Below are 11,747 nucleotides of genomic sequence, written 5' to 3'. Positions count from 1 at the left end.
AGCGAGTTTACGAGCGACAACGTGGCAAGGGAGCGCAGGCTCTGCGCTGTAGGGGCGGATATTATCCGCCCTTCGTGGTTTTATCGGATACAGAAAGGAACATACTATGAGATCGTTCAGAATAACTGCATTATTATTTGCGGCAGTAATGTTATCATTCAATACAGGCTGTACACAGGAGTCTCCCGAGTCAAAAGTTGACGAGCCTACCGCTGTTGCCGCAACCGAAACAACTGCTGAGTCAAAGGAGCTGGACCTGAGTAAGCTCAGTACCTTTGAACTGAGTTCTGAGGACTTGCACGATGGCGTATGGGACACGGTCATAACCAAGACTGCAAATGGCGAGAACCGTTCTCCGCAGCTCTCATGGAAACCTGTTGACGGTGCTTCCTGCTATGCTGTATTTATGATAGACACTTCCGCAGGCAACTGGCTGCACTGGAAGTCAGTGACCGACAGCGAGACCGTTCTCCCCGCAGGCTGGGCTCCTCAAAGCGAGTATGTAGGGCCCTATCCGCCCAGCGGAACTCACGATTATGAGATATACGTACTTGCACTCAAAGAAAAGCCCGAGAGGATAAAGGGCGCATTTGACAATTCAAATCCCAAAATGCTGGAATATGCCAAGGAAATAGACGGTAAAAACGAGGATAATATCATATCCTACGGTCATCTTATGGGAACATATACCCACGGGGAATAAATTAGGGCGGATATTATCCGCCCTTTTTGGTTTGTTCGATAAATCGGACATTTTTTGTTGAGGTGTGATAAATATATCACAAAAGCCAAAGCCGTTGATTGTGCACTCTTCCAAAAGTGATAAATTCATCACTTTTTCTGTTGACAAACGGATATGCGAGTGATATAATTGTCACAGAAAGTGATGAATACATCACTCCAAGGAGGGAACATTATGAAAAATAAAGGACGGAAAACGCTTTCACTGAAGGCACAGGCAGTATCAGAACTTATATCAGCTATGATAATGATAGTGCTTTTTATTGGAAAAATGTACGAAAACATATTCCATAGTCGTGCATTGCATAATATTATCAATTATGGTGCGCCGTTTATAATCATTGCAATATCAGCAGTTTTTGTGATCGCTGTAAAATTCAGATACCAGCCCAATGACGAGCTTTCACGTGAACTCATGCTGAAAGCGACAGATATCGCAGTAAGAGTTGAGCTTGGTACAGCATTGCTGGTTGGTATCATCATGCATTTGCACGGAAACCACAGGCATTTTGAATATTACAGCATCGAGGGCAGTGATGTGTGTATATTCGCTGTCTTTTTATGCGGAGTATTCTTAGCAGCCAAGAATATTGCTTTTCTGTGGCTGGACAGAACACCCAAGGCAGAGGAGGAAGAATGATATGGAAAAGAATAATTACCGCAATATCCATATAATCAGTATAATAAGTATCGTAGGTGTAATGCTGGTTTATATTTTATGTGATATTTTCCCGAATAAAAAGTGGGTCACGCTCGTTATCTCGTTAGCTAATATAACTCTTATCGGCAAGTTCGGCGGACCATATGAAAATAAAGATGAGCTCACAAGGCTCACTCTCGGCAGGGCTAACGGGATAACTCTTATCGTTGTCATAGCCGCCTTGTTCGTAATAAGCCTTATTGGTCAGAATTCCGCAAACAAAGAGCTGTTTGCAGGCGATGTATATGTATTTACTGCGTTGGCTGCACTATTATTGAGAAGTATTCTGTTCCTGTTCTTTGACAGAACACCCAAGGCTGAGGAGGAAGAATAATGGAAAACAAAAAGAAAAAATTCTCATACACAAACTTTCATACCCTTGTATTCGTAATAGCTTTTACGCCCATTACCCTGTATGCTTTTTGCAAATTTCAGGGCAGGGCATACGGCGATAAGCTTTCCATACTCATAGGAATGGCTGTTTTTGCGGTATTGCAGGCGTTTGTTCAGTCACGGTTCTACACATTGGAGAAAAAGGACGAAATGGTGCAGTACAACCTTGCAAGAGCCAACAAGATAACGCTGTACACTGTGCTGACCGTGCTTTTCGGAGCAGTCCTTGTTAACGACTATCTGAAAAAGGGCTTTATATGCTCCGATCTCTGCTGGATAACGGTAATGGGAGCAATAGCACTGAGAAGCCTTCTGTTTACGCTGTTTGATGCACCTTCCGCTAAGGATATGGAGGACGAATAATGCCCGAGCTCAAAACAAAACTTAAAGAATATCGTGCAAAGCACGACATGAAGCAGGGAGAGCTTGCGGAGCTTGTGGGAGTCCGCCGCGAGACCATAATCCGCCTTGAAAAAGGACTTTACAATCCTTCGCTGAAGCTTGCTATGGATATTGCGAAGGTGTTCGGCACCACAGTCGAGGAATTGTTTTCCTTTGAAGAATGAGCATAAGTCAATATGCACAAAAAACGACCATAAAAAAATACAACGCAATTTTTGATAAATCTATTGTATTATATGCAAAAATATGGTATAATAAATCAAATGCGGTTGTTTTGACCGCCTTTGTCACCAAAAATAAAGGAGTATTATTATGAAGTTCGGATTTTTTGACGACGCTAAGAAGGAATATGTTATCAATTCCCCAAGAACTCCCTATCCGTGGATAAACTACCTCGGAAACCAGGGCTTTTTCTCACTTATTTCCAATACAGCAGGCGGCTACTGCTTCTATAAGGACGCTCGCCTCAGACGTATCACACGTTATCGCTATAACAACGTACCTCTCGATATGGGCGGACGTTATTTCTATATCAACGACAACGGAACTATATGGAACCCGGGCTGGTCACCTGTAAAGACTGAGCTTGATTCATACGAGTGCCGTCACGGTATGGGATATACCGTTATCACAGGTAAGAAGAACGACCTCAAGGCTGAGGTAACATTCTTTGTACCACAGAACTACGACGGCGAAGTACAGCAGGTAGTTCTCACAAACGAGGGTAAGGAAGCAAAGAGCTTCTCTATCTTCTCAATAGCTGAATGGTGTCTCTGGGACGCACAGGACGACTGCACAAACTTCCAGAGAAACTTCTCTACAGGCCGTGTTGAGATAGAGGGTTCAACTATCTACCACGTAACCGAGTACAGAGACAGACGTAATCACTATGCTTTCTATACAGTTAACGATACTATCGACGGCTATGATACAGACCGTGATTCCTTCCTCGGAAGCATCTACAACGGCTGGGACAATCCTGAGACAGTAAAGGCTGACAAGCCTGCAAACTCATTTGCAGACGGCTGGTCACCTGTAGCTTCACACTACAAGAAGGTAACTCTTGCTCCGGGCGAGTCAAAGACTCTCATCTATATTCTCGGTTATGCTGAGAACCCACAGGACAAGAAGTTTGCTGCTGAAAAGCCTGCTGACCTTCTTACAAGAGAGACATGGGTACTCAACAAGGAAAAGGCTTATGCAATGATCGAGAAGTATAATACTCCCGAGAAGGTAGCAGCAGGTCTTGAAGAGCTCCGCAACACATGGACTGAGCTTCTTTCTATCTTCAATGTTAATACACCTGATGACAAGGTAAACAGAATGGTAAATATCTGGAACCAGTATCAGTGTATGGTTACATTCAACCTTTCACGTTCCGCTTCATACTTCGAGAGCGGTATCGGCCGTGGAATGGGCTTCCGTGACTCTAACCAGGATATCCTCGGATTTGTACACCAGATTCCTGAGCGTGCAAGAGAGAGACTGATCGACATCGCATCAACACAGCTTTCAGACGGCGGCTGCTATCACCAGTACCAGCCACTTACAAAGAAGGGCAACGCTGATATCGGCGGCGACTTCTCAGACGATCCGCTCTGGATGATCCTTTCTGTAGCAGCATATATCAAGGAGACAGGCGACTGGGGTATTCTTGATGCAAACGTTCCTTTCGACGACGATCCGAACGGCAAGCACACAATGCTCGAGCACCTCAACGTTTCCTTCTATCATATCGTAAACAACCTCGGACCTCACGGTCTCCCGCTTGCAATGAGAGCTGACTGGAACGACTGTATCAACCTTTCATGCTTCTCAGATACACCGGGTGAGTCCTTCCAGACATACACCAATCCTAAGTTTGCAGCAGAGGGCGGCTATTCAAAGGTTGCTGAGTCCGCATTCGTTGCAGCACTCTTCACATACACAGGTCCTGCATTCGTAGGCATCTTAGAGCACCTCGGCAAGAAGGACGAAGCTGCAAAGGCTCAGGCTGAGATCGACAAGATGAAGAAGAATGTTATGGAATCTGCATTCGACGGCGACTGGTTCATCAGAGCTTACGATGCAAACGGTGAGAAGATGGGCTCCAAGGAGTGCGAGGAAGGTAAGATCTTCATCGAGCCACAGGGCTTCGCAGTTATGTCAGAGATCGGTAAGGATCAGGGTGCAGACATCAAGACTCTGAATTCTATCGACAAGTACCTCAACTGTGAGTTCGGTCTCGTTCTCAATAACCCTGCATTCACAAAGTACTATATACAGTACGGTGAGATCTCCACATATCCCGGCGGATATAAGGAGAATGCCGGTATCTTCACACACAACAATGCATGGATAATCTGTGCTGAGGCATATGTAGGACGCGGTGACAAGGCATTTGAGTACTACAGCAAGATAGCACCTGCTTTCACTGAGGAAACATCTGATATCCACAAGACAGAGCCTTATGTATACGGTCAGATGATCGGCGGTAAGGACGCAAAGAACTTCGGTCAGGGCAAGAACTCATGGCTCACAGGTACAGCTGCATGGAACATGGTAGCTATTTCCCAGTACATTCTTGGTGTACAGCCTGTATTCGACGGACTCAAGGTAGATCCTTCCATTCCTCACGAGTGGGACGGCTTCACAGCAGTTCGTAAGTTCAGAGGTGCAACCTTTAATATCACAGTCAAGAACCCTGCTCACGTATGCAAGGGCGTAAAGTCTATGACAGTTGACGGCAAGGCAGTAGAGGGTTGTGTAATTCCTGTATGCAATGGCGGCACACACGAAGTTGAGATCGTAATGGGCTAAAACATTAAAGGGCAGGCTCCAACGAAGTACTAATACAGAATTTTATATTTATTTATCGGGGGGAAGCCTTTCTGAAAGAAGGTTTCCCCCCGAACCTTTTTAAGGTTCTTTAATAATAAGCATAAAATATCTGTATAAGTATCACGTTAAAAGCCTGCCCTTTTCATTGATCGGCAGGGGAATATTTATAAGGTTTAACGGCTGAGATACTGCACCGCCCAGTCGAGCTCATAGTCCTGACCGTCACAGAATATCTTCATTGCCGCGTCATAGTCAAGAGGTATGCGGACTTCAACAGCGTTTCGGCTTACGCGGTCTCCGCGGGGATCTATCTTAGGCTCGCCGTTTTCATCAAGGGTCAGTCCTGTAGGATACGTAACACCGACCAGTTTATCGGAAAGCACACAGCAGCCGCCTGTGTACTGACCGCTGCCGTTAGGGTCGGTAATTCCTGCAAGAGTGACGTTAGGCAGCCTTGAAAGATACAGCGAAGCTGCGTCGCCTCCGCTTATACATTCAAGGTTAGTAAGTGCCACTATCTTCAAGTCTGCAAACTCTCCCGTACCGCTGATATAATAATCAGCTGTACTGATGTATTCACCGTTCTTGCGTATGCCGAGTCCCTGAGCGTACCATTTATCATCGGTGAGAAGTTCGCACAGAGCTGTCGTAGGCGCATCACAGCCGCCCATATTGCATCTCAGGTCAATGACAAGGCACTCCATGCCCTGTTTTTTCAGGTCGTTGAGCTTTTTGCGGAACATATCCTTAGCCCATTTGCAGCTTCCGCTGCTGAATTCGCTGAATATATCACGCAGTCCGTTGCCTGTACTCTGAACGTTCAGCGTCAGATAACCGCATTTGTCGCTGAGCATTTTCGTACTGAAATTCGGCTGGTCTGTTTTCTGTATCTGAGTAAATGCGTCATAAGCCTCGCAAAAGGTATGGTTTTCGCCCATATCATGGAGTGTGACAGTCTGCTCCTTTCCGTTTTCGTCAAGGAATGACACCTCCACCGTATCTCCTCCCACAGTTGAAAGATACAAAGCCGCAACGCGGTCAGCGTTTGCCTTTACGGACTCACCGTGGTCGGGTACGTCCTCTGCGGCTGCCTGCAAAACAGGCTTGCCGTTCCACCTTGTAATTACTGTACCGTCATCAATGCCAAGCTTCTGCACTTCATCGTCAGTGCATACAGCTATGACCTCACCGTTGTCAAGCTCTATCATTGCAAGACCGTATTCGTGCATTCCGAATACCGATTCATACTTATCTGTATCGAAATTACAATGCACGCTGATATGCCCGTCGTGTAGCTCATAGCAGAACATCTCCACAGCGTCCGCGAATTTCCCAGGGTCTTTATCCTGCTCTGCTTCCTTTACCATCGGCATATATTTCGCTTCAAGGGCGGAAAAATCCACTTCCTTCCATTCCTTTAACACATAAGACCTGTCCATTTCCTGCGCCAGCGCGTGAAAGGACTCGGTATAGCTTTTTCCCGAAAAATTACGAGTAATACCCGGCATCATAATACAGCACCACACGCCTAAAAAAGCCGTCATAACTCCCACTATGGGAGCTGCTATCCTGTATCCCTTCCTGTCCCTTCCGCACATCGCAAGCACAAGCGCAATAACTGCAATAAGATACATACTCGTATAAGGTTTCAAAAAATCAGAGTCTCTTACATATATGCAATAGTGGATTATTGTTATAAGGAGCGGTATAGCGCAGAGCTCCTGCCATTTTTTCAGCTTCTGATCGTAAAAACGCCAGCGATGATGCAGCACTGCAAGTATCAGCATTGTAACTATGATCGCTCCGAGCCATACGATATGCGTCATATTACCTGCTGCGATATTATGTCTTATCAAGCCCCAGAATGTATCCATCAGCTTTCCCCTTTCCAAGCGTAATTTTTTCTAATTATAGCACGTCCCCCCGAACGTTGTCAAACTCGCTTCTTGACAACATATTCGGCTTTGGATTATAATTTTTATATCTTTTCGGAATTTGCTGTAATATTATTATGGAAACAGGTACTAATATACAGATCGATCAAACATTACAGTATAACGGAGGTGATGCCTGTGGATGTTTTTGAAGATATTTTTCGGAAATTCCAGCCCGATGTATACAGATTCCTGTGTCGTCTGACTGCATTCGATATCCCTACAGCAGAGGAGCTTACACAGGAAACATTCTATCAGGCTTTTCTCTCGCTGAGCAGGTTTCGGGGCGAATGTTCCATGAAAACATGGCTGTTTCAGATAGCCAAGAATACGTATTACAAATATATACGCAAGGAGACAAGACAGCGCGATATCATACAGGATATGCCTGCCGTATCTTCTCTTGCAGAAATAGCAGAGCAGCACGAAATGCTGCGTTGTGTAAGCTTATTGATAGAACAGCTCGAAGAACCTGCACGTTCGGTAGTGCAGTACCGATTATATTCGGAGATAAGCTACGCAGAGATAGCACAGTTGCTCGATATACGCGCGAATACGGCAGCGGTGATATACAACAGAACAATGACAAAACTGAGAAATACACTGAAAGAGAGGTACGGCTATGAAATATGAACACGATGTCATAAAGGACCTTATGCCACTGTGCATTGACGGTATAGCTTCGGAAAAAAGTACCGAAGCAGTAAAAGAGCATATCGCGGAATGTGCAGACTGCGCAAAGGAATGGGAGTCCATGCAGAAGCAGACGACCATAAATACAGAAGAGAATATGAAACCTGATACAAAGCAGTACGTAAAGACCGCAAAACGCCTTAAAAAGCACAAACGCTGGCTGATACTGAAAATAGCTCTCCTTGTTGCCTTTATTTATGCAGGAGTCTTTGTAGGTGTCAGGTGGTTTGTAGACGACGCACGCTTCACCGTGAAGGGCGTAGTCAAGGAATACGTCAAGGAAAATTTGTACAGCGATTACATCTATCTTGGCGATGTGAAAAGCGATGACGGCAAACTTGCAGAGGCGTATATCATCGCCACATCATCTTCCACAGGCAATAAAAATCTATGTATTGTAGACGCAATAGGTTTTTATGATCCCCTTAACCTTATGATGGAATATTTCGGCGGTGGATCTTCACCGCTCGATGATATGCCTGTATGGGAACTGAGCGGAACTTCTGTAGAATTATATGATAATACCACCTTAGAGGTCAACTGTATAGGCTTCCTTGCTTCAGACAGTGAAGTCAAGTCCATAGAGTATACCGCAAACGGCGTAACAAAGACAGTTACCCTTGACAAAAACGGCTATTACTGCAAGAAGTGCTCCTCAGGCGAAAACGATATAACCGCAGGAAAGGCGCTGGATAAGGACGGAAATGTACTCTATACCTTGCAGGAGCGCACAGACGGCAAGGACGGTCACACCTATTCCGTCTGGGACAGACCGCAATAACGATATAAAACTCGATTTTTTGGAACGCCGTTTTCGGCGTTCCTTTTTCTTTTGCGGTTCACTTGACACAGCTCCGAAAAAGATATATAATTTCAATGATATTTTCGTCTTAACGGAGGTGCTTATGGACACCATTTCCACCGATATCCGCACTGTTTCCACACCCTGCGGAGAGATAACCTACACATTTGAGCGCAAAAAGGTAAAGAACATAAATCTGCGCGTGAAGCATGACGGAAACGTGTATGTTTCCGCACCTAAACGAGTGCCTGCGAAAACTGCCGATGAGTTCGTGATAAGCAGGAGCAGCATGATACAGCAGGCTGTAACAAGCTTTGCGGCAATGGAGCTTATGAAGGAGCGGCAGAAAAATCTGTCCGACGACAAGGCAGTTATACTTGGCAATGAATACAGCATAAGGACTATGGCTGACCGCCGCGAGTACGCAGAAATATTCGGCGGCTCTGTAATCATACACATGAAAAATACAGCCGACTCACAGCGCAGGATAAGTATATATACCGCATGGCTGAAGAAGTACACGGAGGAGGTCTTTCTAAGAATAATGCATGATGTACACGAAAAGTTCGTACCCCTCGGCATTGCCTTTCCGCAGCTGAAGATACGTTCCATGACCGCACGCTGGGGCAGCTGCCACACCTACAAGAAAATGATAGTTCTCAACAGGCGCATGATAGAAGCTCCGCTGAACTGCATCTCCCATGTAGTCACACACGAGTTCTGCCACTTCATACACCCCGACCATTCAAGGCAGTTCTACACCCTTCTCGATAAGATGTGTCCTACATGGCGCGAGGATAAGAAGCAGCTCGAAAAGCTGGTCATACTGTAGAGCGTGAGATCCTGTTACTGGATCTATTCTGCTTGACACTCATATAAACAACTGTTATAATTATTAATATACCAAGCCATGAAGGGAGCCTTGCCATGTCACTTTTCAGTAAATATTTCATAAAGATGTGTACCAAAAGCGATACTGCCCGTGATGCAGGACTTACAACTCCGCCCGAGATAGAACGATTTAACGATATACAATACGGAAGTGACCCGAAATGGCATCTGCTGGACGTTTACCGTCCAAAGGCACAGAGCGGAAAGCTGCCTGTGATAGTCAGTTTTCACGGCGGCGGCTGGGTCTACGGCAATAAGGAGGTATATCAGTTCTACTGCATGGACCTTGCAAAACGGGGCTTTGCCGTTGTGAACTACACCTACCGCCTTGCACCGAACTTCCGCCACCCTGCTCCTATCGAGGATACCAACCTCGTATTTGGATGGCTGCTTGAAAACGCGGAAAAATACGGCTTTGACACTGATAATATATTTGCTGTCGGCGACTCCGCAGGCGCAACGGGAATAGCAGTATATGCCTGTATTCTGACGAATAAGGACTACGCTGAGAATTACAGCTTCACCGTTCCCGAGGGACTGAAAATAAAGGCGCTCGGACTCAACTGCGGCATATATAACATAAGTGAGAACGACAATTTCAAGCTCTGGTACGACTATCTCCCAAGGCATAAATTTAGCGAATACAAGGAACAGCTCTGCGTGCGTGATATAGTTACTGCGGACTTTCCTCCCAGCTACATCATGGCAGCGAATATGGACGAACTAAATGTACAGTCGCCCCTGCTTGCAGAAAAGCTTGAACAGCTGGGCGTAAAGTACGTTTATAAGGTCTACGGTGACGAAAAAGCACCTGTCTATCACGTTTTTCACTGCAATATCAGGTCACCCGAAGCCGCAGTGTGCAACGATGAGGAGTGCGCATTTTTCAGGGAATACATAAAATAACAACAGCCGCATTGCGGCAGAATAGAGGATAATATGAAAACATCGGCAGTTATTGTCTGTGCAGGAAATTCAACAAGAATGGGCGGTGTCAACAAGATACTGCTCCCGCTTGGCGAAAGGAAGGTCATAGGCGTGACCATGCAGGCTTTTGAGCAGTGCGAGAGCATCGCGGAAATAGTAATCGTAGCCCGTGAGGACGATATCCCTGCAATACAGGAAGAAGCAAAAGCCGCAGGCATAACAAAGCTTGCCTGCTGTACAACAGGGGGCTCCACCCGTCAGGAAAGCGTTATCAACGGTATAAAGAAGATATCGAAGGAGACCGAGCTCGTAGCGATACACGACGGTGCTCGTCCGCTGGTAAAGCCCGAGCACATCGAAAAAGTAATAAAGGACGCATCTGTATTCGGCGGAGCGACTCTCGGCGTACCCGTAAAGGATACTATCAAGACAGTTGACGGCGGACTTATCATAGATACTCCTCCGAGAAGCTCACTTTATATCACTCAGACTCCGCAGATATTCAAGAGAAACCTTTACTTTGAGGGAATAGACTTCGCACTTGAACACGGACTTGACTTCACCGATGACTGCCAGCTTGTAGAAGCTATCGGCGGCAAGGTAGCAATGACCGTAGGCGATTATACCAATATAAAGATAACGACTCCCGAGGATATAGCCATTGCGGAGGTATTATTGAAACAGCGATAAAACGGGAACTGTGCAATAGCTCAAGTAAACGTATTCATCACTCCGTGTGAGCAGACTCGAAAGGAGAGAAGATGGCTGTAGTATATACTATAATATTTCTGGGAGTAATTCTGTTGGCAATTGGCTTTGTAACATGGTATTACGGCAGGGTGTTCAGCGGAGAGCTTGAAGAATGTGAATCGAGGATAACGGCTTTGAAGCCCATGACTTCGCAGCCGTATAATATCATGGTATGTCCCGAGGCTGAATACAGCATAAACGGCAGGCTTGTCCGCGGACATTATTACACCCATGTACTTGAAAGCGCGGCAAATATAAAAGTCGGAGATACGGTGAGGATACAGGTAAATCCCAGACACCCGAAGGTGTTCAGAATAGAGGATATCGAGAACTCCATGCCAATGAAAAAGACTAAGAGCAGCGCACCGTACTTTGCGATAGTCGGAGCAGGACTCATAGCCATAGGAATAATATTTGCATTTTATAAATAATAAAAAGGCGGACATTAACCTTGATACCCATATAGCAGTTTTGTAGTATTTATTGAGAGAACCCCTTTTGAAAAAGGGGCTTCTCTCAAACTCTCTCCCTAAAACTTTCAGTTTTATTTTTTCTCAGATAGGGCACACCCTGCATTACTTGCGGGTTTTTTTTATTTTCGGTGTGCCCTATCTGAGAAAAAATCAGCTAAAAAAGTCTTTGGAAAGGGGTTCGGGGGAAAGCCTTTCTTCAGAAAGGTTTCCCCCGATAAATA

At 45.5% G+C, this 11,747-nt stretch carries 13 protein-coding genes; 12 read left to right on the top strand and 1 reads right to left on the bottom strand.

Translation table 11 applies throughout. The features are described from left to right. The first annotated feature begins 106 nt into the window (after positions 1–106). From BUB28_RS09610 to BUB28_RS09585, 6 genes are all read left to right on the top strand, one after another. The gene (locus BUB28_RS09610; RefSeq protein ID WP_072950971.1) at positions 107–703 is read left to right on the top strand and encodes a YbhB/YbcL family Raf kinase inhibitor-like protein; all 597 of its coding nucleotides are present in this window, start codon (positions 107–109) and stop codon (positions 701–703) included. A 213-nt stretch (positions 704–916) separates the two neighbouring features. After that, entirely contained in the window at positions 917–1,381 is a 465-nt protein-coding gene (locus tag BUB28_RS09605) for a hypothetical protein (RefSeq protein ID WP_072950969.1), read from the top strand. A gap of 1 nt (position 1,382) precedes the next feature. Then, positions 1,383–1,775, top strand: a complete 393-nt coding sequence (locus tag BUB28_RS09600) for a hypothetical protein (protein WP_072950968.1) — start codon at positions 1,383–1,385, stop codon at positions 1,773–1,775. Then, positions 1,775–2,197 carry a hypothetical protein gene (locus tag BUB28_RS09595; protein WP_072950966.1) on the top strand — a complete coding sequence of 141 codons (423 nt, stop codon included), beginning with the start codon at positions 1,775–1,777 and terminating at the stop codon, positions 2,195–2,197. Before BUB28_RS09600 ends, BUB28_RS09595 begins: the two co-directional genes overlap by 1 nt. After that, complete coding sequence (locus BUB28_RS09590; protein ID WP_028517164.1) at positions 2,197–2,400, top strand: helix-turn-helix transcriptional regulator; 204 nt, start codon at positions 2,197–2,199, stop codon at positions 2,398–2,400. The genes BUB28_RS09595 and BUB28_RS09590 overlap by 1 nt, the downstream gene beginning before the upstream one ends. A 148-nt stretch (positions 2,401–2,548) precedes the next feature. Then, positions 2,549–5,035: a glycoside hydrolase family 94 protein gene (locus tag BUB28_RS09585; RefSeq protein WP_072950965.1), complete on the top strand. Its 2,487-nt coding sequence runs from the start codon at positions 2,549–2,551 to the stop codon at positions 5,033–5,035. A gap of 194 nt (positions 5,036–5,229) precedes the next feature. On the opposite strand, the gene BUB28_RS09580 is transcribed toward BUB28_RS09585, so the two are convergent. Then, positions 5,230–6,930 (bottom strand): S41 family peptidase, encoded by a 1,701-nt coding sequence (locus tag BUB28_RS09580; protein WP_072950963.1) that lies wholly within the window; start codon positions 6,928–6,930, stop codon positions 5,230–5,232. 198 nt (positions 6,931–7,128) lie between these two features. Here BUB28_RS09580 and BUB28_RS09575 point away from each other — a divergent pair, with 198 nt between their 5' ends. The 6 genes from BUB28_RS09575 to BUB28_RS09550 all read left to right on the top strand — a co-directional run bounded on the left by BUB28_RS09575 (position 7,129) and on the right by BUB28_RS09550 (position 11,484). Further along, positions 7,129–7,623 carry an RNA polymerase sigma factor gene (locus BUB28_RS09575; protein WP_072950961.1) on the top strand — a complete coding sequence of 165 codons (495 nt, stop codon included), beginning with the start codon at positions 7,129–7,131 and terminating at the stop codon, positions 7,621–7,623. Next, a complete protein-coding gene (locus BUB28_RS09570) occupies positions 7,613–8,464 on the top strand; it encodes an anti-sigma factor family protein (protein WP_072950959.1) in 852 nt (283 codons plus the stop codon). The genes BUB28_RS09575 and BUB28_RS09570 overlap by 11 nt, the downstream gene beginning before the upstream one ends. A gap of 124 nt (positions 8,465–8,588) precedes the next feature. Continuing rightward, a complete protein-coding gene (locus tag BUB28_RS09565) occupies positions 8,589–9,317 on the top strand; it encodes a M48 family metallopeptidase (RefSeq protein ID WP_072950958.1) in 729 nt (242 codons plus the stop codon). A gap of 95 nt (positions 9,318–9,412) precedes the next feature. Then, the gene (locus BUB28_RS09560) at positions 9,413–10,282 is read left to right on the top strand and encodes an alpha/beta hydrolase (RefSeq protein WP_072950956.1); all 870 of its coding nucleotides are present in this window, start codon (positions 9,413–9,415) and stop codon (positions 10,280–10,282) included. Between the two features lie 33 nt (positions 10,283–10,315). Next, positions 10,316–10,993, top strand: a complete 678-nt coding sequence (gene ispD, locus BUB28_RS09555; protein ID WP_072950955.1) for a 2-C-methyl-D-erythritol 4-phosphate cytidylyltransferase — start codon at positions 10,316–10,318, stop codon at positions 10,991–10,993. A 71-nt stretch (positions 10,994–11,064) separates the two neighbouring features. Next, positions 11,065–11,484 carry a DUF3592 domain-containing protein gene (locus BUB28_RS09550; protein WP_072950953.1) on the top strand — a complete coding sequence of 140 codons (420 nt, stop codon included), beginning with the start codon at positions 11,065–11,067 and terminating at the stop codon, positions 11,482–11,484. Positions 11,485–11,747: the final 263 nt, after the last annotated feature.

Origin of the sequence: Ruminococcus flavefaciens (assembly GCF_900143025.1) — a bacterium.
In the GTDB taxonomy this organism is placed as follows: domain Bacteria; phylum Bacillota; class Clostridia; order Oscillospirales; family Ruminococcaceae; genus Ruminococcus; species Ruminococcus flavefaciens_I.
This window is presented reverse-complemented; position numbering and strand designations above follow the sequence as displayed.

Coding starts and splice junctions, on each gene's coding strand:
- BUB28_RS09570 (WP_072950959.1), top strand. CDS start 7,613: ATGAAATATGAACACGATGTCATAAAGGACCTTATGCCACTGTGCATT.
- BUB28_RS09605 (WP_072950969.1), top strand. CDS start 917: ATGAAAAATAAAGGACGGAAAACGCTTTCACTGAAGGCACAGGCAGTA.
- ispD (WP_072950955.1), top strand. CDS start 10,316: ATGAAAACATCGGCAGTTATTGTCTGTGCAGGAAATTCAACAAGAATG.
- BUB28_RS09565 (WP_072950958.1), top strand. CDS start 8,589: ATGGACACCATTTCCACCGATATCCGCACTGTTTCCACACCCTGCGGA.
- BUB28_RS09600 (WP_072950968.1), top strand. CDS start 1,383: ATGGAAAAGAATAATTACCGCAATATCCATATAATCAGTATAATAAGT.
- BUB28_RS09595 (WP_072950966.1), top strand. CDS start 1,775: ATGGAAAACAAAAAGAAAAAATTCTCATACACAAACTTTCATACCCTT.
- BUB28_RS09585 (WP_072950965.1), top strand. CDS start 2,549: ATGAAGTTCGGATTTTTTGACGACGCTAAGAAGGAATATGTTATCAAT.
- BUB28_RS09560 (WP_072950956.1), top strand. CDS start 9,413: ATGTCACTTTTCAGTAAATATTTCATAAAGATGTGTACCAAAAGCGAT.
- BUB28_RS09590 (WP_028517164.1), top strand. CDS start 2,197: ATGCCCGAGCTCAAAACAAAACTTAAAGAATATCGTGCAAAGCACGAC.
- BUB28_RS09580 (WP_072950963.1), bottom strand. CDS start 6,930: ATGGATACATTCTGGGGCTTGATAAGACATAATATCGCAGCAGGTAAT.
- BUB28_RS09550 (WP_072950953.1), top strand. CDS start 11,065: ATGGCTGTAGTATATACTATAATATTTCTGGGAGTAATTCTGTTGGCA.
- BUB28_RS09610 (WP_072950971.1), top strand. CDS start 107: ATGAGATCGTTCAGAATAACTGCATTATTATTTGCGGCAGTAATGTTA.